General features: G+C 66.4%; 18 protein-coding genes and 1 riboswitch. Of the genes, 9 read left to right on the plus strand and 9 right to left on the minus strand.

Annotation, left to right across the window (positions count from 1 at the left end; genetic code table 11):
- Positions 1–36 precede the first annotated feature (36 nt).
- A complete protein-coding gene (locus DND132_RS09385) occupies positions 37–804 on the minus strand; it encodes an exodeoxyribonuclease III (RefSeq protein ID WP_014322490.1) in 768 nt (255 codons plus the stop codon).
- A 430-nt stretch (positions 805–1,234) separates the two neighbouring features.
- Entirely contained in the window at positions 1,235–1,822 is a 588-nt protein-coding gene (locus DND132_RS09390; protein ID WP_014322491.1) for a DJ-1/PfpI family protein, read from the minus strand.
- A 110-nt stretch (positions 1,823–1,932) separates the two neighbouring features.
- Between DND132_RS09390 and DND132_RS09395 the strand changes: the two genes are divergently transcribed.
- Positions 1,933–3,102: a BaiN/RdsA family NAD(P)/FAD-dependent oxidoreductase gene (locus DND132_RS09395; protein ID WP_014322492.1), complete on the plus strand. Its 1,170-nt coding sequence runs from the start codon at positions 1,933–1,935 to the stop codon at positions 3,100–3,102.
- Between the two features lie 104 nt (positions 3,103–3,206).
- Here the strand turns inward: DND132_RS09395 and DND132_RS18265 are convergent, their stop codons facing one another.
- From DND132_RS18265 to DND132_RS09405, 3 genes are all read right to left on the minus strand, one after another.
- On the minus strand, positions 3,207–3,809 hold the full coding sequence (locus DND132_RS18265) for a hypothetical protein (RefSeq protein ID WP_014322493.1): 603 nt from the start codon (positions 3,807–3,809) through the stop codon (positions 3,207–3,209).
- Positions 3,810–4,031: 222 nt separating this feature from the next.
- The gene (gene rdgB, locus DND132_RS09400; RefSeq protein WP_014322494.1) at positions 4,032–4,640 is read right to left on the minus strand and encodes an RdgB/HAM1 family non-canonical purine NTP pyrophosphatase; all 609 of its coding nucleotides are present in this window, start codon (positions 4,638–4,640) and stop codon (positions 4,032–4,034) included.
- 93 nt (positions 4,641–4,733) lie between these two features.
- Entirely contained in the window at positions 4,734–6,161 is a 1,428-nt protein-coding gene (locus DND132_RS09405; protein WP_014322495.1) for a two-component system sensor histidine kinase NtrB, read from the minus strand.
- A gap of 103 nt (positions 6,162–6,264) precedes the next feature.
- On the opposite strand from DND132_RS09405, the gene rimO reads away from it, so the two are divergent.
- Entirely contained in the window at positions 6,265–7,593 is a 1,329-nt protein-coding gene (rimO, locus tag DND132_RS09410) for a 30S ribosomal protein S12 methylthiotransferase RimO (protein WP_014322496.1), read from the plus strand.
- 9 nt (positions 7,594–7,602) lie between these two features.
- On the opposite strand, the gene DND132_RS09415 is transcribed toward rimO, so the two are convergent.
- Positions 7,603–8,622: an HD-GYP domain-containing protein gene (locus tag DND132_RS09415; RefSeq protein WP_014322497.1), complete on the minus strand. Its 1,020-nt coding sequence runs from the start codon at positions 8,620–8,622 to the stop codon at positions 7,603–7,605.
- Positions 8,623–8,685: 63 nt separating this feature from the next.
- Positions 8,686–8,760: riboswitch (cyclic di-GMP riboswitch) on the minus strand.
- A 162-nt stretch (positions 8,761–8,922) separates the two neighbouring features.
- Here DND132_RS09415 and uvrA point away from each other — a divergent pair.
- Together uvrA and DND132_RS09425 are read left to right on the plus strand one after the other, a co-directional pair.
- Positions 8,923–11,685, plus strand: coding sequence for an excinuclease ABC subunit UvrA (uvrA, locus tag DND132_RS09420; protein ID WP_014322498.1), 2,763 nt, complete (start codon positions 8,923–8,925; stop codon positions 11,683–11,685).
- Positions 11,686–12,806: 1,121 nt separating this feature from the next.
- Positions 12,807–13,091 (plus strand): DUF4911 domain-containing protein, encoded by a 285-nt coding sequence (locus DND132_RS09425; protein WP_014322499.1) that lies wholly within the window; start codon positions 12,807–12,809, stop codon positions 13,089–13,091.
- 66 nt (positions 13,092–13,157) lie between these two features.
- On the opposite strand, the gene DND132_RS09430 is transcribed toward DND132_RS09425, so the two are convergent.
- From DND132_RS09430 to DND132_RS09440, 3 genes are read right to left on the minus strand one after another with little or no spacing between them, the layout of a single operon-like run.
- Positions 13,158–13,535 carry a PqqD family protein gene (locus DND132_RS09430; RefSeq protein WP_014322500.1) on the minus strand — a complete coding sequence of 126 codons (378 nt, stop codon included), beginning with the start codon at positions 13,533–13,535 and terminating at the stop codon, positions 13,158–13,160.
- Positions 13,513–14,442, minus strand: a complete 930-nt coding sequence (locus DND132_RS09435) for a hypothetical protein (RefSeq protein ID WP_014322501.1) — start codon at positions 14,440–14,442, stop codon at positions 13,513–13,515. Before DND132_RS09435 ends, DND132_RS09430 begins: the two co-directional genes overlap by 23 nt.
- Before the next feature lie 2 nt (positions 14,443–14,444).
- On the minus strand, positions 14,445–15,050 hold the full coding sequence (locus DND132_RS09440; protein ID WP_014322502.1) for a hypothetical protein: 606 nt from the start codon (positions 15,048–15,050) through the stop codon (positions 14,445–14,447).
- A 111-nt stretch (positions 15,051–15,161) separates the two neighbouring features.
- On the opposite strand from DND132_RS09440, the gene DND132_RS09445 reads away from it, so the two are divergent.
- The 5 genes from DND132_RS09445 (at position 15,162) to DND132_RS09465 (ending at position 25,227) form a co-directional block, all read left to right on the plus strand.
- Positions 15,162–16,739: a PP2C family protein-serine/threonine phosphatase gene (locus DND132_RS09445; protein WP_014322503.1), complete on the plus strand. Its 1,578-nt coding sequence runs from the start codon at positions 15,162–15,164 to the stop codon at positions 16,737–16,739.
- 134 nt (positions 16,740–16,873) lie between these two features.
- Positions 16,874–17,533, plus strand: coding sequence for an ABC transporter permease (locus DND132_RS09450; protein WP_014322504.1), 660 nt, complete (start codon positions 16,874–16,876; stop codon positions 17,531–17,533).
- 9 nt (positions 17,534–17,542) lie between these two features.
- Positions 17,543–18,307, plus strand: a complete 765-nt coding sequence (locus DND132_RS09455; protein WP_014322505.1) for an ABC transporter ATP-binding protein — start codon at positions 17,543–17,545, stop codon at positions 18,305–18,307.
- Between the two features lie 3 nt (positions 18,308–18,310).
- The gene (locus tag DND132_RS09460; RefSeq protein WP_014322506.1) at positions 18,311–23,218 is read left to right on the plus strand and encodes an FtsX-like permease family protein; all 4,908 of its coding nucleotides are present in this window, start codon (positions 18,311–18,313) and stop codon (positions 23,216–23,218) included.
- On the plus strand, positions 23,215–25,227 hold the full coding sequence (locus tag DND132_RS09465; RefSeq protein ID WP_014322507.1) for a DUF6785 family protein: 2,013 nt from the start codon (positions 23,215–23,217) through the stop codon (positions 25,225–25,227). The genes DND132_RS09460 and DND132_RS09465 overlap by 4 nt, the downstream gene beginning before the upstream one ends.
- Position 25,228: the final 1 nt, after the last annotated feature.

A 25,228-nucleotide genomic window follows, 5' to 3' on the forward strand; every position in this document is an offset into this window, starting at 1 on the left:
CCCTTCTCCCCTTCCCCCGGCCGCCGGAGGCATTCTTTAAACGTCGATCTCCACGCCGATGGGGCAGTGGTCGGAGCCGAGGACGTCGGGTTCGATCCAGGCGCGGACGACCTTGTCCTTGAGTTCCTCGGACACGAAGAAGTAGTCGATGCGCCATCCGGCGTTGTTCTTGCGGGCGTTGAAGCGGTAGGACCACCAGGAGTAGTGGTGCGGGCCGTCCTCGAACAGGCGGAAGGTGTCCACGTAGCCGTGTTCGATGAACTTGTCGATCCAGGCGCGTTCCACGGGCAGGAACCCGGACCGTTCGCTGTTGGCCTTGGGGTTCTTGAGGTCGATTTCCCGGTGCGCGGTGTTGAAGTCGCCGCCGACCACGATGGGCTTGGTCCGGCGCAACGCCTGGGCGTGCTCCAGAAAGGTGTCGTAGAAGCCCATCTTGAAATCCAGCCGCTCGTCCGACATCTGGCCGTTGGGAAAATAGATGTTGAACAGGTGGAAGTCCGGGTATTCGAGATGCAGCACCCGGCCCTCGTCACGGAACCGGTCGTCGGGCAAGCCCGTGTCCCAGCGGATGGGCTCGGGATTGGCGAAGCAGGCCACCCCGGAATAGCCCTTCTTTTTCTTGGACCAGTTCCAGTAGTGGTTGGAAAAGGAATCCGGCTCGCGCTCGTCCAGGGCCAGCTGGTCCGGCTCGACCTTGGTCTCCTGCAACATGACCACGTCGCCGCCGCAACCGTCCAGCCAGTCGCGGAAATCCTTCTTGAGCACCGCCCGGTACCCGTTGACGTTCCAGGAATAGATGATCATGGGGCTTTCTCCTAGTAAAGAGGGGAAATCGGGAGGGGAATGCCGCTGCGCGGCGATGGTCGGATGATTTCGCCTCCGGCGGGCAAGGGTTCGCACCCTTGCATCCCGTTTGTGCGCCTGCGGCGCAAGGTGTTGCGCTTCGCGAGGGAGGGGGGTGAAAAAACGAAGGGGAACCGGCCGGGCCGATTCCCCTGATGCCGCGTGCGCGGCGAAAACTAGTGCTCGTTGGGGGTGCTGATCTTGATCATGACCAGCGCGGCGATGGTCAGACACAGCCCCAGGAAAAACCAGAAATAACCCATCATGTTCGCATCCTCCACGTATGTAAGCAATTGTTGTCTTGCTCATAGCAGAAACCCGGAGGGAAGGAAAGTACGGCGGCCCGGAGAAATTCCCCGGACCGCCTTTCGGTTTCCGTATGGAGCGGCGGCTAGGCTTCGATCCGGGTGCCGAGCACCTTGAGGAACTTGGCCATCCACTCGGGATGGGCGGGCCAGGCCGGGGCGGTGACGATGTTGCCGTCCGCGCAGGCGTTGGAGGCCGTGGCGTTGACCTCGCACCAGGTGGCCCCGGCGCCGTCGATGTCCGGCTTGACCGCCGGGTAGGCCGTGCAGGTCTTGCCCTTGATGACATCGGCCGCGGTCAGGATCTGCGGGCCATGACAGATGGCCGCGATGGGCTTGCCCGCGTTCGCGAAGTGCCGCACGCACTTGATCACGTCCGGGTTCAGGCGCAGGTATTCCGGGGCGCGGCCGCCGGGGATGACCAGGGCGTCGTAGTCCTCGGGCTTGATCTCCTCGAAGGTGGTGGTCACCCCGAAGTTGTGGCCCGGTTTTTCGGAGTAGGTCTGGTGCCCCTCGAAGTCGTGCACGGCCGTGGCCACGAACTCGCCCGCCTTCTTGCCGGGGCAGACGGTGTGGACGGTGTGGCCGACCATCAGAAGCATCTGAAAGGGAACCATGGCCTCGTAGTCCTCCACGAAGTCGCCGACCAGCATCAGTATTTTCTTGGCAGCCATTTTGCTTCCTCCAAGGTAGAGTTTATACAGGTTCCGCCATCATAGCCCCGCCCGTTTTTTTGTCAACACGGCTTGGTGACAATCCGCAGGCCTTGCCGTAAAACCGGCGCATGAACCATTTCGACGCCGTCATCCTCGGAGCCGGGGCCTCGGGCCTGTGGTGCGCCATGACCGCCGGGGCGCGCGGCCGCACGGTCGCGGTCATCGACCACGGGGCCAAGACCGCCCGCAAGGTGCGCGTGTCCGGCGGCGGCAAGTGCAATTTCACCAACCTCGACGTCTCGCCCGCCCACTACCTGTGCGCCAACCCCCACTTCGTCAAATCCGCCCTGGCCCGGCTGTCGCCCTGGGACGTGGTCGCCTTTCTGGGCGAGCACGGCATCAGCTATGAGGAGCGCGACCACGGCCAGCTCTTCACCCTGGAGGGCGCGGGCAAGGTGGCGGGGGCCCTGGCGGAGCGCTGCGGCCGGACGGGCGTGGCCCTGCTGACCGGCCGGGAGATCGGCGCGGTCTCGGGCGAAGGGCCGTTCACCGTCGAGATGGGCAACGAGACCGTGACCGGCGACAGCCTGGTCCTGGCCCTGGGCGGCCCGTCCTGGCCCCAGGTCGGGGCCACGGACCTCGGCTTCCGGCTGGCCCGTCAATTCGGGCTGCAACTCACCCCGACCCGGCCCGGCCTGGTGCCCCTGGTCTTCCCCAAGAAGCTCCAGCCCCTGTGCGCGGACATGGCGGGCAACGCCCTGCCCGCCGCCGTGGAGGCGGGCTCCATGCGCTTTACCGACCCCCTGCTCTTCACCCACCGGGGCATCTCCGGCCCGGCCGTGCTCCAGGCGTCGAGCTACTGGCGGGAGAACCGGCCCGTGGCCATCGACTTCCTGCCCGACCTGGCGCTCACGGATTTTCTGGCGGACAACCGCTCCTCCAACCAGCAGCTGCGCAACCTGCTCGCCCGCGTCCTGCCCAAGCGGCTGCCGCCCCTGCTCCTGGCCCCGGCCCTGGCCGAGACCCAGGTCAGCCAGCTGTCCAAGGCGCAGACCGAGGCCGCCTGCGAGGCCATCCACCGCTTCACCGTCACCCCGTCCGGCACCGAGGGCTACGCCAAGGCCGAGGTCACGGTCGGCGGCGTGGACACGGCCCGCATCTCCTCCAAGACCATGGCGGCCCGCGACGTGCCGGGGTTGTACGTCATCGGGGAGACCCTGGATGTGACCGGCCATCTGGGCGGCTTCAACCTGCACTGGGCGTTTGCGTCGGGGCAGGCATGCGGGGAAGCGATTTAACAGTGGCCTTCGAACGCACCCCAACACAAATCGGGGAGATACGTAATCTGTGTGCTATGAGGCTGTAAAATTCAGGGATAGCTTTTTATACTTGAATAAGTCTGTCACAGCGCAAGTGAAGTAACGACGCCATAAATAAGCATCATAAATCCACACAGCTGGTGCAAAAGTTCTTCTTCAACTGTTTGAGTAATTTTTACTTCTAAAGATGTACATGTATTTATTATTTTTTTATTTAATTCATCTTTGACTTTCTTTACTTTTCGATCCATATCTTGACCTTGCTCAAACAATTTCGCATCAAGCTCGTTGAGCTTATTGTGGATGAAATCTACCCGTTGCTCTAATGTTGTAAAACTAGGTGTAAATAGTGTGTGCATACTGGCACCAATTGTAACACTTTCGCTTAACTCAATATTGAATATACGACCAGGATGCCATGGAGCCTTTCTCCACCATTCTAAAAACATTCCACCAAGGCTGACCCCTTTGAAGCTATTAAGGGTGCCATTGATTGTATAGAAGATAATAGCTGCACCACCAACTTGACCTATGAAGGCTATGAACTTGTGGACTAAAGGACGATTGGGCACTTCAACGTGAAGCCACAGTACAAAGTGAATAAAGCCAATTATGATTAATGTGGCGAGAAAGCGGAGAGGATAGAGCCAGTCCAACCAAGATTGGAGATTTTTAGTGCATGACATAGAGGCCTCCTGCTCATGGGGTGTAACTAATGTTTAGGCCCATGGAAACCCAAAAACTAAGAAGGAACCGCAGGACGACTCGACTCCTGTATTTTCCCTCGCCACATTTCCCGCGTTCAAAAGAACAACCAACCACAAGAAAAAACAAACGCCGCCCCATGTGCGATACATGGAGCGGCGTTTTTCGATATTCATCCGCACCCCGGAAGGGCCGGAGAGGGGCTACCTGTTGGCCTTCGCCCAAAAGTCCGGCCACTGTTCCAGCAGCTTCCGCATGGCCTTGCCCCGGTGGGACTTGGCGTTCTTCACTTCCGGGTCCAGTTCGGCCACGTGCAGTCCCAGCTCGGGGTCGATGACGATGACGTCGTAGCCGAAGCCCCCGCGGCCCTTGTAGCCGTGGCCGACGGTGATCTCGTAGGTCCCGTCCGCGTGGATCTCCGCGCCGTTGGGGGCGGAGGCGGCCATGACGCAGCGGTAGCGGCCCGTGCGCTTGCCCTCGGGCACGTCCTGCATCTCGGCCAGCATCTTCTCGTTGTTGTCGTGGTCGTCGTGCTGCTCGCCCGCATAGCGCGCGGAGTACACGCCGGGGCGGCCGCCCAGGGCATCGACCTCCACGCCCGAGTCGTCGGCCACGGCCACCAGGCCGGTGATCTGGGCCACGGCGCGCGCCTTGATGAAGGCGTTCTCCAGGAAGGTCTCGCCGGTCTCGGGAATGTCGCCGATCTCCGGAAACTCGGCCAGGCTCTTCACGGCCACGCCGAAGGGCTCGAGCATGACGGACAGCTCCCGAATCTTGCCCTTGTTGTTGGTCGCCAGAACGATGGTGTCCATTGGAATTTCCCCCTGCGGTGGTTGTTTCAGGGGGAAGAACCTACGCGGACTCGCCGGAATCTTCAACCGCCAGGATGGGCGGCAGGTACAGGGTCACCTTGGTGCCGACCCCTCCATGGAGGCCAGGTCCACCCGACCGCCCAGCTCGCCCACGATCTTGTGGATCTGGGCCAGTCCCAGGCCCACGCCCTTGTCCTTGGTGGAGAAGAACGGGCTGAAGATCTTGTCGCGGATGTCCAGCGGGATGCCCACCCCGGTGTCCTCCACCACGAGCATGGCCATGTCGCGGTTCATGGCCGTGGTCACGTACAGCTTGCCGCCCGAGGGCATGGCCTCCAGGCCGTTCTTGACCAGGTTGATGAGGCACTGCTTGATCAGGTCCGGGTTGGCGTGGACCTTGGCCATGCCTTCGTCCAGGGAGATGTGCGCCTCCACGCTCTGGTTGGAGCACGGCAGCTGCATGACGTCCATGGTGGCCGAGACCACCTCGTTCAGGTCCACCTCCGCCACCCGGGCCTCGGTGGGCCGGGTGAAGTTGAGCAGGCTGCGCAGGACCTCGTCCAGCCGCCGGGACTCGTCCAGGATGATGGACAGCTTCTCGCGCGCCTTGATGCCCACGTCCTTGTCGCGCATGAGCGAGTTGGCGAAGCCGCTGATGGAAAACAGGGGGTTGCGGATCTCGTGGGCCATGTAGGTGGACAGCTCGCCGATGGAGGCCAGCCGCTCGGCCTGTTGCAGCCGGTTCTCCATGGCCCGCCGCTGGGTGATGTCGCGGCGCATGGCCACCACGTGGTTGACCGACCCGTCCTCGTCGGCCACCGGGCTGGTGTAGACCCGGTAGTACTGGACCCGGCCGTCCGGGTCCACTAGGCTGGTGGTGGCCTCGGCCGGGGCGTGGGTGCGCATGGTCGCCTCGAAGGGGTCCTCCCACTCCTCGCACTCGCCCTCGTTGGTCCGGGTGAAAATCTCGCAGTAGTGCCTGCCGAGCAGGACCCGCTTGGGCAGGCCGGAGCGGTTCAGCACGGTCTGGTTCATGCCGATGACCATGCCGGTCCGGTCCAGGAACAGGATCTCCTGGTCCATCTGGTCGATGATGGTCTTGAGCATGTTCTGGGTCTGCAGCAGGTCCACCTTGCAGGCCACCCACATCTGGTTGGAGGCCAGCAGGTTGATGAAGAAATGGGCCGCGCCGCGCTCCACCAGGGTGATGGACGGCGGCAGGTACTTGCGCAGCTCGTAGACCAGCGCCGGACGGCCCGTGGCCTCGATGACCATGTTGATCTCGGGGTGCTTCTCGAGCATGGCCTTGTAGCCCGCGTAGGTGGGGATGATCCGGCCCGCGTCGTGGGCCTCGGGCAGCACGGCCTCGCCCGGCAGGGCCACGGCCACCACGCCGATCTCCTTGAGGGTCTCGTCGTTGCCCTGGTCCTTGAACATCTCCCAGAAGGCCAGGAGCGCGGGGATGTCTCCGATGACGCCGATGATGTATCGTTTGTCGTCCACGATGGAACCTTCGATCATTTGACCTCCTCCCCGTCCTGTGCTCATCTGCGCGCGCGTCCGGGCTGGACTTTGCACCGACTCAAGGCTACCCCATTCAGGAAACGTTATCAAAGGAAATGACATGCCGAAAACCCCCGCCACCGCCGTGCGAACATACACCGTCAGCCTCGGCTGTCCCAAGAACCGCGTGGACACCGAACGGCTGCTCGGAGCCCTGGGTCCGCACATGGTTCCGGCGGACGACGCGGCCGGGGCCGACCTGGTCCTGATCAACACCTGCGGCTTCATCCAGCCCGCCGTGGAGGAGTCCGTGGCCACCATCCTGGACGTCATCGGCGAGGCCGCCGAGACCTTCGACAGGACCGGGCGCAGGCCGCTCATCTGCGTGGCCGGGTGCCTGGTCTCGCGCTACGGCGAGGACCTCCGGAGCGAGCTGCCCGAGGTGGACCTGTGGCTGAACACCGAGGAGATCGAGCAGTGGCCCGCCATGGCCGCGCGCGCCCTGGCCCTGCGCCTGACCGGCGACACCCCGCGCAGCCTGTCCACCGGCCCGTCCTACGCCTACCTCAAGGTCTCGGAGGGGTGCTCGCACAACTGCCGGTTCTGCACCATCCCGTCCATCCGGGGACCGCACCGGAGCTGGCCCGTGGACTTCCTGCTGAACGAGGCGCGGCTGCTGGCGGGCCAGGTGCCCGAGATCATCGTGGTCGGCCAGGACTCCACGGCCTACGGCTCGGACCTGGGGCCGGGCAACGACCTGCCGACCCTGCTCAGGGGGCTGGCCGCCATCCCGGACCTCCACTGGCTGCGCATCATGTACCTCTACCCCGCCGGGCTGACCGAGTCCCTGCTCGGCCTGCTGCGCGACACGGGCGCGCCGTTCCTGCCCTATTTCGACATCCCCCTGCAACACGCCCACCCGGACGTGCTCGCGTCCATGGGCCGCCCGTTCGCCCGCAACCCGGAAAAGGTCGTGGAGCGGGTGCGCAGGTTCTTCCCGGAGGCGGCCCTGCGGACCACCTTCATCGTCGGCTATCCCGGCGAGACCGAGGCCCACTTCCGGACCCTCATGGACTTTGTGCGGGAAACCCGCTTCCACCACCTCGGCGTCTTCCCCTACTGGGCCGAGGAGGGCACCCCGGCGGCGGCCATGGACGGCCAGGTGCCGGACGAGGTCAAGCTGGACCGCCGCGACCGGCTCATGGCCCTCCAGGCCGAGATCAGCGCCGAGATTCTGGAAGGATACGTGGGCGCGACCCTGCCCGTGGTCATCGAACGGGAGTCGGACGAGTGGCCCGGCCTGTACGTGGGCCGCGCCTGGTTCCAGGCCCCGGAGGTGGACGGGGTGACCTATGTGGGCGCGCCACCCGAGACCGCGCTCAGGCCGGGGGACATCCTGGACGTGGAGATCGAGAAGGCCGACACCTACGACCTCTCGGGGCTGGTCTAGGCCGCCCGCTCACGAGGTCAGGTCGGCCCGGGCCAGGACCTCGATCAGCCGCCGGAGCATGTCCATGTCAAAGGCGCTGCGCATGGCCTTGATCCGCGCCAGGGCCTCGAACGGGGTCAGGCGGCGGCCGTTGCGGGGCCGCGTCAGATTGTCGTATTCATTGCACAAAATCAGCACCTTGACGTAGGACGGGAGCATCGGGCCCGTGGACCCCGAGGGGTAGCCCAGGCCGTCCTCGCGCTCGTGGTGGAAGAGGATGCACTGCAGGGTCTCCTGGGGCAGGGGCAGGGCCGAGCACACGCCCACGCCCAGGGCCGGGTGGGACTTGACCAGGTCCTTGTCCGCGCGGCTCAGGGTGTCGAACTTCCGGGTGAAGAGGTCGGGCGGCAGCTCCAGCTTGCCGATGTCGTGGAGGATGGCCCCCATGCCCACGGCCACGAGCAGGTCCGAGTCCTCCTTCATGAACGAGCACAGGGTGGTCACGGTCAGGACCATGACCCCCACGCCGTGGTGGAAGGTCTCCTCGCCGTCGCGGATGAACCGGGCCAGCTCCTTGAGGGCGTCGTCGCGCGACAGGAACCTCAGCGAGTCGGCGATGAGCTTGCGGATGCGCTGGAAACGGCGCTTGTCCACGGGCGCGGGCAGGGAACGGTCAAAGGCCTCGCGGGCCAGGGACGTGGTCGCGTCGCTCCAGACCCTGGCGCGCTCGGTTACGGGAATGGCCTCGTCGTCCAGTATTTCCAGGATGTTGTCCTGCACGTAGCGGGTGAACTGGTCGTAGTCCGCAGCCCGCACGTAGAGGTGGTCCACCCCGAGCAGGGTCAGCCGCTGCTTGTGCTCCTCGGTGAACAGTTCGCCCTTTTCCGCATACAGGACCAGCCGGTCCCCCTGCTTCAGGTACAGGGAAAAGCCGCCCACGCGGGAGGGGATGACCATGAAGGGCGAGACCTTGACCATGCCCCGGCCGTCGCCTTTTCCGTCGTGCTTGCCGTTATGTGCGCCGTTGCCGGCGGAAGGGATGTTGCCCATGCGTTCTCCTTGCCGAAGGCCGGGGGTCTCGAACGGGGCGCGGGGTGTCTTCTCGGTGGGAGCGTAGGCAACCCGGCTGCCTGCGTGAGGCCCGTGGCTTTCCGTCCCCGCCTCGCGGCGGGTTTGGCAGTTTCTCTATTACCGCCTATACGCCCTGCGGGCGGAGCTGTAAAGGACCAGCCGGGAACACTTCGGCCCGTGACGGACTCTCCGGCGGGCCGCCCCGCCGGGGTGCGTCCCGACCCCGATTCGTCACCTCTCTCCGCTTGCCTTGCTCTCGGGAATGGTTACTCTCTGGCGATGCACACCACCGACTCCAAATCCATTCATATAGAAGGCGCCCGGCACCACAACCTCAAGGACCTGACCCTGGACATCCCCCGCGAAAAGCTGGTGGTCATCTGCGGTCCGTCCGGCTCGGGCAAGTCCACGCTCGCCTTCGACATCGTCTATGCCGAGGGTCAGCGCCGCTACGTCGAATCCCTGTCCGCCTACGCCCGCCAGTTCCTGCCCCAGATGGACAAGCCGGACGTGGACAAGGTCGAGGGGCTGTCCCCGGCCATCTCCCTGGAGCAGCAGACCGCCACCCGCAACCCGCGCTCCACCGTGGGCACCGTGACCGAGGTCTACGACTTCCTGCGCGTCTTCTTCGCGCGGCTGGGCAAGTTCTACTGCCCGTCCTGCGGCAAGCCCATCGCTGCCCAGACCACGGACGAGATCGTCGAGACCATCCTGGCCATGGAGGAGGGCACCAAGTTCCTGCTCCTGGCCCCGCTGGTCGAGCACCAGAAGGGCACGCACAAGGACCTCTTCGCCAAGCTCAAGAAGGACGGCTTCGTGCGCGTGCGCGTGGGCGGCGAGCTCTACGGCCTGGACGAGGTCCCGGAGCTGGAGAAGAACAAGAAGCACACCATCGACCTGGTGGTGGACCGGCTGGTCCTCAAGGACGGCATCCGCAAGCGGCTGGCCGACTCCGTGGAGCTGGCCCTGGAAAAGGGCGACGAGCGCATGATCGTGTCCGTGGTCGGCGGCGAAAACGCGGGCGACACCTTCATGTCCACCCTGTCCACCTGCCCGTCGTGCAAGATCTCCATGCCGCGCCTGACCCCGCAGCTCTTCTCCTTCAACTCGCCCCAGGGGGCCTGCCCGACCTGCAACGGCATCGGGGCCGTGGAGTATTTCGAGCCCGACCTGATCGCGCCCAACAAGGGCTTGTCCCTCAACGAGGGCGGCGTGATCCCCTGGAGCAACGCCACCCGCCAGCGCCAGTACGGGCCGCAGCTCAAGAAGCTCGGGGCGCGCCACGGCTTCACCCTGGACACGCCGCTGGACCAGTTTTCTGACGAGGCCTGGGGGGCGCTCTTCTACGGGGACCGCGAGACCGGCTGGTCCGGCGTGGTCTCCATCCTGGAATACGGCCGCGAACAGGCGGGCGTGTGGGACCACTGGACCGCCCGGTTCCAGCAGTCGCGTCCCTGCCCGACCTGCCACGGCGCGCGCCTCAAGCCCGAGGCCCTGGCCGTGCGCGTGGCCGACAAGAACATGGTCGAGTTCACCTCCATGTCCATCCAGCGCGCCCTGGAGTGGCTCCAGGACCTGAAATTCTCCGGCCACGACACGCTCATCTCCGAGCCGCTCCTCAAGGAGCTGGTCCACCGCCTCGGGTTCATGGTCAACGTGGGGCTGGACTACCTGTCGCTCGGCCGGAACATGGCCACCCTCTCGGGCGGCGAGGCCCAGCGCATCCGGTTGGCCTCCCAGCTGGGCTCCGGCCTGGTGGGCGTGACCTACGTGCTCGACGAGCCGTCCATCGGCTTGCACCCGCGCGACAACCAGCGGCTCCTGGACACCCTGCGCTCCCTGCAACGGCGCGGCAACACCGTGCTCGTGGTCGAGCACGACGAGCCGACCATCCGCGAGGCGGACCACGTCATCGAGATCGGCCCCAACTCGGGCTGGCTCGGCGGCGAGATCGTCTTCCAGGGGCCGGTGGACGAGCTGCTCAAGGCGGACTCCCTGACCGGCAAATACCTGCGCGGCGACCTGTTCATCGCCCCGCCCGAGAAACGCCGCAAGCCCAAGGGACAGATCACCCTGAAGAAGGTCCAGACCAACAACCTCAAGGACCTGGACGTGGACTTCCCCCTCGGGGTCATGACCTGCGTGACCGGCGTGTCCGGCTCGGGCAAGTCCTCCCTGGTCATGGACTCCCTGTACAAGCATCTGCTCCTGCACCAGGGCCAGAAGGCCAACGATCCCGGCAAGATCGGCGGCATCCAGGGGGTCGACAAGATCGAGAAGGTCATCTCCATCGACCAGTCTCCCATCGGCCGCACCCCGCGCTCCAACCCGGCCACCTACACCAAAATATTCGACGAGATCCGCAAGATCTTCGCCGGGGCCAAGGAGTCGCGCAAGCGCGGCTACCAGCCGGGCCGGTTCTCCTTCAACGTCAAGGGCGGCCGCTGCGAGGCGTGCAAGGGCGACGGCCAGATTCGGGTGGAGATGCACTTCCTGCCCGACGTCTACGTGACCTGCGAGGCGTGCAAGGGCAAGCGCTACAACGCCCAAACCCTGGAGGTCGAGTACAAGGGCAAGAACATCTCCGAGGTCCTGGACATGACCGTGCGCCAGGCCCGCGAGTTCTTCGCCAACCACCCGGCGCTCATGCGCAAGCTCGACGTGCTGGCAGATGTGGGCCTGGAATACCTGCGGCTGGGCCAGCCCGCCACCACCCTGTCCGGCGGCGAGGCCCAGCGCATCAAGATATCCCGCGAGCTGGGCAAACGCTCCCTGCCCGGTGCGCTCTACATCTTGGACGAGCCGACCACCGGCCTGCACATGCACGAGGTGGGCAAGCTCATCCGCGTGCTGCACCAACTGGTGGACAAGAACGCCACGGTCATCGTCATCGAGCACAACACGGACGTGATCATGGCCTCGGACCACGTCATCGATCTCGGCCCCGGCGGCGGCGAACACGGCGGTGAAATCGTGGCCTCGGGCACCCCCGAGGAGATCATCGAGAATCCCGAGAGCGTGACCGGGAAGTTTCTGTTGTAATTGCTGAAGGCTCTTTTGAAGAGGGGGCGCTTTGCGCCCCTTTTTTTATGACAGATCGCCCTGCGGCGGCCTGGGGAGCGAGTAGCTCCTTGGAGTGGGCCGCGCATCCGCGTCGGGGCTTTGGGTTGTCATCCCTACATTGTATTTCGCCTTTACGGCGACTTCCTTTTTTGCTGGCGCAGAAAAAAGGAAGCAAAAACTGCGCTGCGGTGCTGCCGCGCGTCGACGGACCCAAGAGCCCGTAGGCGGCTTTCGCTGGTTGTGAGCGAATGTCTGCCGCGCAGACGCGCTCAAACCCGCGCTTTCGCCGCCGAACACGGGCTCTAGGGTCCGTCGCCGATTACCGCTCTTCGGCTGCGAGGAGTGGGCCGGTGCGGATGGCCGGGTACGAAGAGGATGGAGGTCGAGAAGTTGTCCGCGCTTGCGCGGCGAGGGTGTTGTGGATCGACTGGCAGCGGCTCAAAAAAGACAAGATTTGAATTTTGGTGGATCGCGTCGTGGGAGGCCCAGAAAAGTTCCCCGTTCCCTTCCCTTTCACGGCTCTTCCGACGCAAATTTCCGCTCTCAACCCCACCCCGCGCCTCCTGGAGCGACTCGGGTGCCCCCGGCACCCGACAGCGGCTCTCTGTTCCGCACTCCGGCACACCCCCCGCGGCCCGCCGCCCCTCTTCCCTGCGCCATCCGAGCCCTGGAGGGGGCGCGTAGAAGCCGACCGCGAAGGGGTGGCGGCTCCTGTTCCACCGAAGCGCGGTCTCTCCCAAAAGGGGCCATCCCGCACCGGGAATGGGTCTATACTTTTGATCAGATGGAGCCGCCCCGAGCGGATCGGATTCTTGCGACCCCTCCCTGGGCGGCCGTGCTACCCCCCCAAGGCCCTTTTTTTCGTCTATTTTTTTGGGCCAGCAAAAAAATGGACCCCGCCGGGAGGGCAGGGAAGCTGAGGCGGTGCAACCGCCTCACTGGCTCTCGGAGGGAGGAGCGCAGCTCCCCCCGGCTCTCCGCGCCGCAGGCGCGCTCTTCAACGCAGCGCCCCGGACGCGCTCTTCATCAAAAGCAAGGCACACAGGCGCGCCCCAAAAAACGAATTTGCCTTTTCATCTGGTGGAGGCTAGACAGCCTCCATGGCATCCCCATCGCGTCGAAGACCCCGCAAAAGGGTCTGCCCCCCACCCCCGCAATGGTCCGCGCGGACCTACATCCGCATCGACCCGAGCGACATCGGCCTCTTCCGCTTCCTCATGGAGGGTTACGACAACCTCGGCGTGTTCACCGTGGTCAACAAATTCAAGGGGATTCTCCTGCTCCGCTACAGCCCGCACCTCAAACGCGAGATGCAGACCTTCCTCAAGGCCGCGTCCACCGAAATGAAGGTGGACATCCTGCCCGCCCCGCTCAAGGAATCCTGATTCCGAACGAACGTCATTCCTTGCCTCCCCGGCCCGTAAAAGGATTGGGAGAGTGGGTCGGCCGCGCTACTTCAGCCCTATTATTCCGCGTTGACCTATTGTTTTGATGAAGGCGGTCACCGCCAGTTCCGCCTCGCGGGGCTGGACCTGGTAGGCCTCGGTGAAGGCGCGGGCGATGTCGCGCACGGAGCGCTCGCCGTCGATGTGACGCCAGACAAAGGCGCCCATCTCGTCCAGCTCCACGGTCTTGGTCATGGGCCTGCCGTCCCACAGACCGACCTTGTCGGCCAACCGGCCGAACCATGGCTTGACCGCCAGGGGATAGGCCAGGCGGACCGGGCCGTCGGGCAGCTCAAGGACCTCCACGGCCTCGTTGCGCACCGGGACCATGTTCAGGGCCTCGGCGCGGGATATGGCCGGTTCAGGCCGCTTCTTCCGGAACAAGAACGAAACTCCCGCAGATGTCGTTGAAGGCGGACGGGTCCATGGGCGCGGTGCCCGTGGCCGTGACCGCCAGGAGGGCGTTGCCCTGGTCCGTGGTCCAGGCCCGGCCGCAGGTGCGAACCACCCGGCGCAGGGCCCGGCGCAGCAGGGAGGTTTTGACCTCGCCGCGCCAGACCAGGGAGCCCGGCCCGTTGTCCACCGGGACCCGGGCGGGCGGCCCGTGGGCCAGCCGCTCGCGGCACCAGTCCTCCAGGGTCGCGCCCCTGAGCAGGGCCGAGGCCGGAGCGAAGCGCTCGAAATCCAGGTGCGTGCCCGGCCCCTTGCCCACGGGCGCGCGCTCGGGCCGTTTGCCCGAGGCGGGCCGCCACCAGGCCACCCGGTAGTGGCCGGGCCGGAAGGAAAAGGTGTCCAGCAGGAAGTCGGCGGGCACGCGCCCGGCCAGGCCGAACAGGGCCCAGGGCACGGTCTTGCCCGCCGTGTGGTCGCGCAGGGTGGCCAGGACCCCGGCGGCGACGGGCTCGTCGGCCTGGCTGCGGATGAAGAACTGGACCAGACAGGCCAGCCCGGTGCCGGGATGGTGCAGGGCCGCGCCCAGCCCCCGGCGGTCGTCCGCCCGCCACAGGAAGCTGCGGGCGCGCAGGCCGGACTCGGCCAGCCGGGCCACGGCGTCGGCCCAGGCGGCCGGGGTCTCGGCGTCGTCCACGCTCCGGACCACGGCCCCCTTGTTGCCCTTGGTCAACCGCTTGATATGCTTGTCGAAAGAGAAGGCACCGCGCACGCGGTTCCACTTCAGTTCGCAGACCGGGCCGAGTGTGTCGGCCAGCAGGAGCCCGTCACGCTCGACGGCCGTGGGCTCCCAGCCGGGAGGCGCGGCCAGACCGATACCGTTCCAGGCGATGGCGGGCATGGCTAGTGCGGCACGTAGGCGTCCAGGGAGCGGACCTTGCTCATGCCCATCTTTTCCATGGGCTCCTCGTGCTCCGTCTTGAAGCAGGCGTACTCCTCGTCCATGTCCGTCTCCTGGGTCATCTTGATGGACACGCCGGGCCGCATCTCCTTGTCGCGGCTCCACATGAGCACCAATGAAACGCGCTGGCCCTTGCCGTTGGTGAAGAGCCACTCCCAGGCGATGACGTTCTTGAAGGCGTCGCCCAGGTACTTGTCCGGCTTGCCGAAGACGGCCTCGTAGCGGTCGTTGAGCCGGCTGAAGAAGTCCTGGCCGCGCTCATAAAACTTGAGCTTGATGCGCACCAGCCGCCCTTCGCTCTTGCAGTTGCCGAAGGCCAGGCTGCCGCCGCGCACGCCGGGCAGGGCACCCGGCTTGAGCAGGACTTCGGACAGGAACGGCGCGTCGGACACGGGGATGGCCCGTTCCATATGACAGTAATCCTCGTAGCGCTCCACCGACTCGCCCAGGGTGAACCCGGCGAGGGTGGTGGGGAAGCCCTCGCCCGCCAGGGCGGGTGTCGCGCACAGGGCCGTCAGGGTCACGATCAGGAGCAGTATTCTTCGCATGGGTACTTCACTTTGCTTGCTTTAAGACTTGTCCGCACGGTGGACACCACCTATGGTTAAACGACATCATGCCGCTTGGCAAAGGAATAGGCAACCACGAGGGAAGGATGGATGCGAGCTGAACCGGCCATGCCCGCATGGCGACCCGCTCTCTACTACGCACTGACCGTGGCCGGCGGCGCGGTCTACGGCGGCAAGGTCTGCGCCTACATGGCCCACCTGCCGACCTGGAAGCTCGGGCTGGTCATCCTCGGTCCCTTGGCCGTGGCCTGGCTGGTGCGCGGCAGCATCGAGCGCCGGGTGGTGGAGCGGGCCCGGCCCCTGCGCCGCGCCCTGCGCCAGTTCCAGATGGAGATGTCCCTGTTCCTGGCCGCCGGACTGGCCTCGGCGGCCATCCTGACCCTGGTCTACCACTACCCCTTCGTTCAGAGCGGGCTGATGCTGATCGTGGGCATGTTCGCCGCGGGCCTGTTCGCCGGGCTGGACCTGGCCCTGGCCCGAGAGCGCCAGCTCATCCGCCGGGCGCTCGCGGGCGACGCCCTCTACACCCCGCCCGACCGGCCCAGCACCATGACCCGCAAGTTCACGGTCTTCGCCATCCTCATCCTGGTCCTGTCCACGGCCGTCATCCTCCTGGTTCTGGTCCGCAACATGGGCTGGCTGGCCACCCAGGCCCTGAACCTCGACACCCTGGACATGGTCGGCCGCTCGATCCTGACGGAGGTCCTCATCGTCATGGGCTTCCTCATCGTCATGGTCGCCAACCTGGTCATCTCCTACTCCCGGAACATGCGCATGATCTTCGAGAACCAGACCAGGGTCCTGGAAAACGTCAGCCGGGGCGACCTGTCGCACCGCGTGCCCGTGCCCACCTCCGACGAGATGGGGGTCATCGCCGCGCACACCAACACCATGATCATGCGCCTGCGCGAAGGCATGCGCATGCGCGAGGGGCTCAGGATCGCCCAGGAGGTCCAACAGCACTTCCTGCCCAGGAAGCCCCCGCACATGCCGGGCCTGGACATCGCCGGGGTCAGCCTGTTCTCGGACGAGACCGGCGGCGACTTCTACGACTTCATCGAGTGCGACCTGAACCATTGCGACCAGCTGGCCGTGGCCGTGGGCGACGTGTCCGGGCACGGCATCGGCGCGGCCCTGCTCATGACCGCGGGCCGGGCGGTCATCCGCCAGAACGCGGCCACGCCCGGCCCGGCCGCCGAGAACATCCGCCGGGCCAACCTGCACCTGGCCAGGGACATCGGCGACACCGGCCGGTTCATGACCCTGTTCTTCATGGTCATCGACCCGCTGACGAAAAGGATCACCTGGATCAACGCGGGCCACCCGCCGCCCCAGGTCTACGACCCGGCCATGGATGCCTTCGACGAGCTCAAGGGCGCGGACATCCCCCTGGGCGTGGAACCGGACTGGACGTACCACGAACAGGTCATGGACCTGCCCGCGCCGGGCCGGATTCTGTGCATCTGCACGGACGGGGTCTGCGAGGCGCGCAACCGCGACGGGGCCATGTTCGGGCGCGAGCGCATCCGCGAGATCCTGCGCGACAACCGGGACCGCAGCGCGCGGGAGATCGTCGCCGCCCTCAGCGAGCGCGTCCTCGCATTCGCCGGGCCGGGGCGGCGCGAGGACGACCTGACCCTGGTGGTGATCAAGGGCGCGCCCCGTTGACGGACGGGCCCGACGCCGTTTACGACAGGTGCGTGATTTTTGTACACTGATTCCTATTTCAGCTTGTTTCCGGCGGCCTGAATCGGTATGCTGAGAATGAACGAATCCAGCCAGTTCGAACAGAAAGGACATCAATGAGCAAACCGGGACGACTCATCTCCCTGCCCTTCTCGAAATCCGTCGAGATCAGCTACAAGAGCCTGAAGGTCCGCTTCTTCCGCTCCATGATCACGGTTTCCAGCCTGGTCCTGGCCGTATCCTTCCTGAGCTTCGTCCTGGTCAACCTGGACATCGCCACGGGCATGCTCCTGCACGGCGGCAAGGAGGCGGCCAGGGCGCTCTCCCAGGCGGGCTACGACGTGGACCTGGCCCAGGGGGCCGTGGCCATGTCGGCCAAGGAGCGCTGGATCGTCATCCTGTCCCTGCTGGTCTGCACCGTGGGCATCGTCAACGCCCAGCTCATGTCCGTGACCGAGCGGTTCTCGGAGATCGGGGTGATGAAGTGCCTGGGGGCCCTGGACTCCATGATCCTGCGCCTGTTCCTGCTGGAGGCGGGCATGCAGGGGCTGGCCGGGGCCTTTGCGGGCGCGGTGCTCGGCTGCCTGTTTTCCCTGCTGACCGGGGCCGTGCGCTTCGGTTTCGCGTCCCTTTCAAGCCTGCCGCCCGCGTCCGTGCTCGGCTCCGTGGGGCTGGCCACCCTGGCGGGCTGCGGCCTGAGCCTGCTCGGCGTGCTCTACCCGGCCTGGCTGGCGGCGCGCATGGACCCCATCAAGGCCATCCGTGCGGAACATTGAGGATAGATTATGAGTGAAGGCAAACGCACCATCGTCCGCGTCATCGGCGTGAAGAAGACCTTCGTCATGGGCAAGGTCGAGCTCCAGGCCCTCAAGGGCGTGGACCTTGAGATATTCGCCGGGGAATACATCTCCATCATGGGCCCGTCGGGCTCGGGCAAGTCCACCCTGTTCAACATGATCGGCGGCCTGGACAAGCCCACCGAGGGCAAGGTCTTCATCGACGAGGTGGACATCTCCCAGCTGGACGCCTTCGAGCTGGCCTGGCTCCGCAACCGCAAGATCGGCTACATCTTCCAGACCTTCAACCTCATCCCGGTGATGACCGCGCTGGAAAACGTCACCCTGCCCATGACCTTTGCGGGCATGAACGCGGACGACGCCCAGGACAAGGGCATCGAGCTGCTCAAGCTGGTGGGGCTGGGCGAGCGCTTCCAGCACAAGCCCCTGGAGCTGTCCGGCGGCCAGCAGCAGCGCGTGGCCGTGGCCCGGTCCCTGGCCAACGACCCGGCCATCGTCCTGGCCGACGAGCCCACCGGCAACCTGGACCTGTCCACGGGCGAGGAGATCATCGAGCTGTTGCAGATGCTCTCCCAGGAGCGCGGGGTCACGGTCATCTCGGCCACCCACGACTACAAGATGCTCAACGTGTCCGACCGCGTGGTCTGGGTGCGCGACGGCCAGGTGGACCGCATCGAGCGGCGCGAGGAGCTGGACATCTCCATCGGCGGCATCGGCGAGAAGCTGACCGGCCACAGGGAACCCGGAGTCTAGCCCATGACCCGGCGCGGCCCGCACATATTCACCGCCCTCCTGGCCCTGTTCCTGGTCGCGGCGGCCGCCTGTCCGGCCCTGGCCGACGGGGCGGACTTCCTACGCCGGTTGAGCGAACTCGGCGACCGGTCGCCGGGCAGCCCGGGGGTGGCCAAGGCCGCCGACATGGTCGAGGCCGAGTTCAGGCGTCTGTTCCCGGACGGGACCCTGGGCCGCCAGTCCTTCCACCTGCCCGTGCAGGTCCAGGAGGGCGCGACCCTGACCGTGGCGGCCAGCGGAATGGTCGAGCCCCTGCGCCAGCTGCGGGCCAACGCCCTGTCGCCGGGCGCCGTGGCCCCGCCCGGCATCAACGGGCCGCTGCTCTACGCGGGCCGGGGCTACCTGACCGACTTCGACGGCATGGCCGTGGAGGGGTCCCTGGTCCTCATGGACATGGACTCGGAAAAGAACTGGAACAACGCGGCCATGCTCGGTGCGCGCGGACTGATCTTCGTGGGCGAGGGCGGCGACGGCGGCGCGGCCCCCAGGCCCCGCTTCCACGCCAAGTTCGAGCTCACCCCGGTGGACTTTCCCATCTTCTGGCTCTCCCGCGAGCGGGCCGAGGCCCTGTTCGGCGCGGACCTCCTGACCCGGGGGCCCCACGAACTCGGCCGGGGCACGCTGACCTCCAAGGGCAAGTGGCGCAACGAGCGGCTCGAGAACGTCTACTGCCGCATCCCGGGCAGCGACCCCCAGCTGGCCAAGCAGACCGTCATCCTGGAGGCCTTCTACGATTCCACCGCCCTGGTGGAGGGGACCTCGCCCGGCGCGGACGAGGGCGCGTCCATGGCCGCCCTCATGGACCTGGCCGAAGACCTGGCCGCGCACCGGCCCAAACGCTCGGTCCTGTTCCTGGCCACGGCGGGCAAGTCCTCGGCCCAGGCGGGCATGCGCGAATTCACCTGGGCCCTGGTGACCAAGGGCAAGGTCCTCAAGGCGCGGCGCGACGAACTCAAGGCGCTGGTCAAGGACACGAAGCGAACCCTGGCCCTGCTGCGCTCACCCGGACCGCTGGCCCCGGCCAACCTGGCGGACCCGGCGGACGCGGCCCTGCTCAAGAAGGCCCTCAAGGCCGTGGTCCGCAACCGCGAGGACGACATCACCGGCGAACTCATGCGCCTGCGCCTCCTGACCGGAGGGGAGGACGGCCCGTCCATCAAAGGGGAGGCCGCCACCCAGCAGCGCATCCAGGCCCTGGCCGACGAGCGCATCAAGCTCAAGCGGCTGACCTGGATCAGCTCCACCGTGGGCGACTACCCCCTGCCCGACGATGAGCGGGCGGTCCTGCAACGGTTCTTCCGGCCCGCCGAACAGCTCCAGGCGGCCATCCTGGCCGACGGCTCCGGCCAGCTCGACGACATCGGCTCGGCCCGGTCCGTGCGCGAGGCCCTGGGCGAGACCGCCGTCGCGGCCCACGTCTCCCTGTACCTCTCGTCCCACGGCGACGGCCTGGGCGGGTTCGACCAGGGGTGGCTCATCGACCTCAAGCCCGACGTCAACCGGACCGGCTTCTTCCGGCCCCTGGACACGGTCATGAAGGGCGCGGTGGAGCGGCTGAAAACGACCGACCCCGAAACCGCGCACCTGTTCCGCGACACGCTCCGGCCCGGCAAGCGCGCCTGGCAGAGCTATCTGCCCGACCGGCCCAAGCTGGGCGGTGAGCCCATGGCCCTGGCCGGACTGCCCGGCTTCACCCTGGCCACGGTCCACGACGTGCGCCCGGCCTGGGGCACGCCTTACGACCGGCCCGGCCGCGTGAATTTCGGTTTTCTGGCCCGGCAGTCCCGGCTGGTCCGCAGCCTGGTCCGGGCCCTGGCCGACGAGCCCATCGCGGACGCGGGCAAGCGGGACAAGAACAACTTCGTCACCGTGGAGGGCCGCGCCAACCTGCTGCGCAAGGGCGAGATCTTCCCGGACCGCCCCGGCACCGGCCTGGTCGTCCTGGCCTTCCAGTGGCAGACGCGCAACTACGGCATGGTCGACACCCAGGGCAACTTCCGCATCCCCGGCCTGGCGGGCAAGAAGGTCAGCTACCACAAGGCGGTCATCGAGGCCTTCAAGTTCAACGACGAGACCGGCCTGGCCGACTGGGCCATCGACAAGCCCAAGACCGGCAAGGACGCCTACCGCCTGAAGCTGGCCCGCGCGGTCCAGGCCACGGACCTGATCCTGTTCGCCTGCACCCAGACCACCCTGTTCGACATGTTCGAGCCCAGGACCTTCAAGTACCTGTACAGGCCGACCCTCATCGACGGCCGCACCGAGGCCCCGCCCGTGAGCTACTGGTACAGCCGCCTGGACACCCGCTCGTCCACCTTGGGCACCCTGTTCCTGGAGCCCGACACCCCGGTCAAGCTGACCCTGTCCGACACGGTCCTGGACAAGAAGGTCCTGCTCCTGAACGCGGACAAGGCCCACCCGGAGGGGCTGGGCTTCATCGCCCGCCAGTGGCCGGTCATTCCCCTGACCGAGTTCCGCGCGGCCCGGGACATGTGGTCCCTGCTCGGCCCGCGCATCGACAACCTCGAGGAAAAGGGCATCGTCAACGACCGCATCCGGCTGCTGCGCCGGGAGGGCGACGCCCAGCTGGCCCAGGCCGTGCAATACCGGCAGGAAATGCAATGGGACAAGTTCGTCGAGGCCTCGCGCGCCTCCCTGTCCAAGGCCAGCCGGGTTTACAACGACGTGGACAAGACCCAGCGCGACGTGCTCTTCGGCGTGCTCTTCTACGTGGCCCTGTTCGTGCCCTTCGCCTACTGCATGGAGCGGCTGTTCTTCTCCTTCGTGGACATCAAGAAACGGATCGGGGCCTTCCTCGGCTTCCTGGTCCTGATAATCGGGATCATCTACCTGGTGCACCCGGCCTTCCAACTGACCTATTCGCCCCTGGTGGTCATCCTGGCCTTCTTCATCCTGGCCTTGTCGCTTTTGGTCTCGCTGATCATCTTCTTCCGCTTCGAGCGCGAGATGGTCGAGCTGCAAAAGCGCTCGTCCCACGTCAAGCTCACCGGGATCAGCCCCATGGCCGCCTTCACCGCCGCCTTCGTGCTGGGCGTGGGCAACCTCAAGCGGCGGCCCGTGCGCACCTTCCTGACCTTCGCCACCTTGGTCATCCTGACCTTCACGATCATGAACTTCACCACGGTCAAGTCCGTGCGTCAGGCCGGGTGGGCCAAGTTCAGCGACCACGCCACCTATGACGGGCTCATGGTCAAGTACCTCAACTGGCAGGACATCCCGGTGGAGGCCCTGTCGGTCATGCACAACGCCTTCGCCGGCACCGGGGTGGTCGCCCCGCGCGTCTGGTACGACACCGGGTTCACCTCGGACAAGTCGCGCGCCCCGCTCATCCCGGTGGTCCGCGACGGGCGGGAGGCCCAGGGACGCGGCCTCATCGGCCTGTCCTGGCGGGAGCCGCAGGTCAGCGGGCTGGACCGCATCCTGGTCAAGGGCCGCTGGTTCAGGCAGGACGAGCGGGAGGCCATCCTCCTGCCCCAGCGCATGGCCGAGCGCATCGGGGCCGACCCGGACGATCCCGCGCGCAACAAGGTGGTCCTCTGGGGGGTGCCCTTCACCCTGGTGGGCGTGTTCAGCGACGACGGGTTGCGCGACCACCCGGACCTGGACGGCGAGCCCATCACGCCCATCGTCTTCCCCAACCAGGCGGCCACCCAGCTGTCCGAGGTGGAGGCCGAGGCCATCGAGAACGGCGACGACGTCATGGCCGCCGAGTCCCGCTACCAGCACATCCCCGGCTTCGAGACCGTCATCGTGCCCGCCCGGACCCTGCTCTCCCTGTCCGCCGGACGGCTCAAGGGCATCGCCGTGCACCCCGACACCGGCCACCGGGTGGGCGACGACCTGGGCGACCGCTTCGGCCTGCTCCTGTTCAAGGGCGGTCCCGAGGGCACGTCCCTGTACTACGCCTCGGACGCGGTCAACTACTCGGGCGTGGCCAACATCCTGATTCCGCTGGCCATCTCCATTCTGATCGTGCTCAACACCATGATCGGCTCGGTCTACGAACGCCGCCCGGAGATCGCGGTCTACACCTCGGTCGGGCTGGCCCCGCCCCATGTGGCCTTCCTGTTCATCGCCGAATCCCTGGCCTTTGCGATCATCTCCGTGGTGGTCGGCTACATCCTGGCCCAGACGTCCAGCGCCTTCCTGGCCGGGACGCCCCTGTGGGCGGGCATGACCGCCAACTACTCGTCCACCGCTGGCGTGGCCGCCATGGTCCTGGTCATCGGCGTGGTCCTGATCTCGGCCATCTACCCGGCCCGGGTGGCGGCCAACATCGCCATCCCGGACGTGAACAGGTCCTGGACCATGCCCAAGGCCGAGGGCGACCGCATGACCGTGATCCTGCCCTTCCTGATCAAGATGGACGAGATGCGCTCGGCGGGCGGATTCCTGCGCCAGTACTACCTGGCCCACCACGACGTGTCCCACGGGACCTTCTGCACCGACGACATGCGCTGCAACTTCCTGGACCTGGAGCGGGAGGAGCTGGCCACCGGCCTGCTGACCGGCGCCGGCCGCGACATCCCCCTGCCCGACGACCTGTGCTTTTCCATGGACCTGCGCGTCTGGCTGGCGCCCTTCGACTTCGGCGTGCGCCAGAAGGTCAAGCTGGTCTTCTGCCCGTCGGAGGTCTATACGGGCTTCCGGCAGATCAAGGTGCTCATCGACCGCGAGGCGGGCGAAGTCACCGCCTGGGAGAACCTGAACCGCAATTTCATCAACGACCTGCGCAAGCAGCTGCTGGCCTGGCGCTCCCTGGACAACGAGGCCGTGGACCACTACGCCGAGGACCTCGACGCCGAGGAACTGCGGCTCAAGGACGCGCAGGCAGGGGAGGACGCGGCATGAACGGACGACTGAGGCTGCGCGCGCTGCTCACCGGGCTCCTCCTCGGCCTGGTTTTGTGCGTCTACACCCCGTACAACAACGCGGTCCTGGGCGGCGTGCCGCTCGGCGGCGGCCACTTCCCCCTGGCCCCGTTCTTCATCCTGGCCTGGCTCTTCATCCTGGACGCCGGGGTCTCCCGCCTGACCAAGCGGCCGCCCGTGCTCTCCGGGGTGGAACTGCTGGTCGTCTGGCTGATGATGACCCTGTTCACGGCCGTGGGCTACGCCGGGCTGACCGAGACCTTCTTCGTCAACATCACCGCGCCCCAGCGCTACGCCAAGGACGCCTACCGCTGGACCGAGGTCCTCGGCCCGCTGCTGCCCGAATCATGGTTCCCGCACTCGGCCGAGGCCGTTCGCCAGCTCTTCCAGGGGCTCAAGGGCGGCCGGGACATGTCCGCGCTCCAGGTCCTGTCGGCCATCCCCTGGGGCGTCTGGCTGCCGCCGCTGATCGTCTGGTCCCTGTTCATCCTGGGGGCCTACTTCGTCATGGTCTGCCTGACCGCCCTGTTCGGCCGCCAGTGGGTGGTCAACGAGCGGGTCAACTTCCCCCTGCTGCGCGTGCCCCTGCTCATGGGCGAGGCCCTGGACCAGCGGCGGCTCTCCTCCTGGTGGACAGACCGCTTCCTGCTCACCGGCCTGATCCTGGCCGGGGCCCTGCACCTGCTGAACGGCCTGCACTTCTACTATCCGTCCGTGCCCCAGCTGCCCACGCTGGTCCTGGCCGGATCCTATTTCCCCAAGTTCGGGCTGTTCTCCGGGTTCTACAAGCTGAAGCTCTACTTCATCCCGGCCTTTGTCGGCTTCGCCTTCCTGACCACCCGGCAGATATCCTTCTCCATGTGGTTCTTCCACCTGGCCGCCGGGCTGCTCTTCGGTCTGCTCTACGTGCTCGGCTGGCAGCTGCCCGAGGCCGCCCTGGGGACCACGCTGGGCCCGGACCTGGCCCGGCCCGAGGGCGCGCAGACCATCGGGGCCTACGCCGTGTTCTTCATCTTCCTGCTCTGGCTGGCCCGGCATCACCTGAAGGAGACCGTGGGCTGCCTGATCCGGCCCTTCAGCAAGGGCGGAGAGCTCCTGCACAAGACCGGCTTCAGCGCGCCGCCCAAGGAGTGGACGCCGCCCGCCTGGCCCCTGATCGGGCTCGTCCTGGGCATGGCCTTCCTGATCGCCTGGTGCCGCTGGTTCGGCCTGCCCTGGGCCGGGGCCCTGCTCCTGCCGTTCGCCTTCATGCTGGTCATGCTCGTGGTCAGCCGGCTGGTCTGCCAGGGCGGCCTGCCCTACTTCACCCTGACCGCCGCGCCCTCGGACGGGCTCATGGGGCTGTTCGGCACGGGCGTGCTCGGCTCGGCGGGCGTGGCCGCCACCGCGATCATGCAGAAGGTTCTGTTCCTGGACGTGCGCGAGGCCGTGGCCCCGACCCTGTTCCACGGGGCCAAGATCCGCGAGTCCGCCGCGCCGGAGCGGCGCAGCCTGGTCCTCCTGGCCATCGGCATCTCCCTGGTCCTGGCCCTGGCCGCGGCCTTCGCGACCATGCTCTACCTGGGCCACCGCTACGGCCTGCGCGAGCTGCGCCTGGAGTGGGCCACCCAGACCGTGCTGGCCAACTTCGAGAACGCCCAGCGGCTGGTGGACCAGCCCACCGGCCCGAACGAGTGGCTGCTGACCTACGCGGGCTTCGGGGCCCTGGTCATGTTCGTGCTCATCTACTGCTACTACAAGCTGCCCTGGTGGCCCCTGCACCCGCTCGGCTACCTGGCGGCCTATTCCGCGGGCATGAAGATCCTGTGGTGCCCGTTCTTCCTGGGCTGGCTGTGCAACCACCTGGTCCTGCACTACGGGGGCACCCGGCTCTACAACAAGGTCCGCTTCCTGTTCATCGGCCTGATCCTCGGCGATTTCCTCATGGGCGGCGTGTACGCCGTCATCGGCATGTTCTCCAACCAGGCGTACAGCGTCTTTCCCCTGTAGA

This window comes from Pseudodesulfovibrio mercurii, assembly GCF_000189295.2.
Classification (GTDB): domain Bacteria; phylum Desulfobacterota; class Desulfovibrionia; order Desulfovibrionales; family Desulfovibrionaceae; genus Pseudodesulfovibrio; species Pseudodesulfovibrio mercurii.

Excerpts from the sequence above, each read along its gene's own strand:
- DND132_RS09450 (WP_014322504.1), top strand. The coding sequence starts at position 16,874 with ATGAGCAAACCGGGACGACTCATCTCCCTGCCCTTCTCGAAATCCGTC.
- DND132_RS09425 (WP_014322499.1), top strand. The coding sequence starts at position 12,807 with ATGGCATCCCCATCGCGTCGAAGACCCCGCAAAAGGGTCTGCCCCCCA.
- DND132_RS09405 (WP_014322495.1), bottom strand. The coding sequence starts at position 6,161 with ATGATCGAAGGTTCCATCGTGGACGACAAACGATACATCATCGGCGTC.
- rdgB (WP_014322494.1), bottom strand. The coding sequence starts at position 4,640 with ATGGACACCATCGTTCTGGCGACCAACAACAAGGGCAAGATTCGGGAG.
- rimO (WP_014322496.1), top strand. The coding sequence starts at position 6,265 with ATGCCGAAAACCCCCGCCACCGCCGTGCGAACATACACCGTCAGCCTC.
- DND132_RS09460 (WP_014322506.1), top strand. The coding sequence starts at position 18,311 with ATGACCCGGCGCGGCCCGCACATATTCACCGCCCTCCTGGCCCTGTTC.
- DND132_RS09440 (WP_014322502.1), bottom strand. The coding sequence starts at position 15,050 with ATGCGAAGAATACTGCTCCTGATCGTGACCCTGACGGCCCTGTGCGCG.
- DND132_RS09455 (WP_014322505.1), top strand. The coding sequence starts at position 17,543 with ATGAGTGAAGGCAAACGCACCATCGTCCGCGTCATCGGCGTGAAGAAG.
- DND132_RS09435 (WP_014322501.1), bottom strand. The coding sequence starts at position 14,442 with ATGCCCGCCATCGCCTGGAACGGTATCGGTCTGGCCGCGCCTCCCGGC.
- DND132_RS09395 (WP_014322492.1), top strand. The coding sequence starts at position 1,933 with ATGAACCATTTCGACGCCGTCATCCTCGGAGCCGGGGCCTCGGGCCTG.
- DND132_RS18265 (WP_014322493.1), bottom strand. The coding sequence starts at position 3,809 with ATGTCATGCACTAAAAATCTCCAATCTTGGTTGGACTGGCTCTATCCT.
- DND132_RS09390 (WP_014322491.1), bottom strand. The coding sequence starts at position 1,822 with ATGGCTGCCAAGAAAATACTGATGCTGGTCGGCGACTTCGTGGAGGAC.
- DND132_RS09465 (WP_014322507.1), top strand. The coding sequence starts at position 23,215 with ATGAACGGACGACTGAGGCTGCGCGCGCTGCTCACCGGGCTCCTCCTC.
- DND132_RS09415 (WP_014322497.1), bottom strand. The coding sequence starts at position 8,622 with ATGGGCAACATCCCTTCCGCCGGCAACGGCGCACATAACGGCAAGCAC.
- DND132_RS09385 (WP_014322490.1), bottom strand. The coding sequence starts at position 804 with ATGATCATCTATTCCTGGAACGTCAACGGGTACCGGGCGGTGCTCAAG.
- uvrA (WP_014322498.1), top strand. The coding sequence starts at position 8,923 with ATGCACACCACCGACTCCAAATCCATTCATATAGAAGGCGCCCGGCAC.
- DND132_RS09445 (WP_014322503.1), top strand. The coding sequence starts at position 15,162 with ATGCGAGCTGAACCGGCCATGCCCGCATGGCGACCCGCTCTCTACTAC.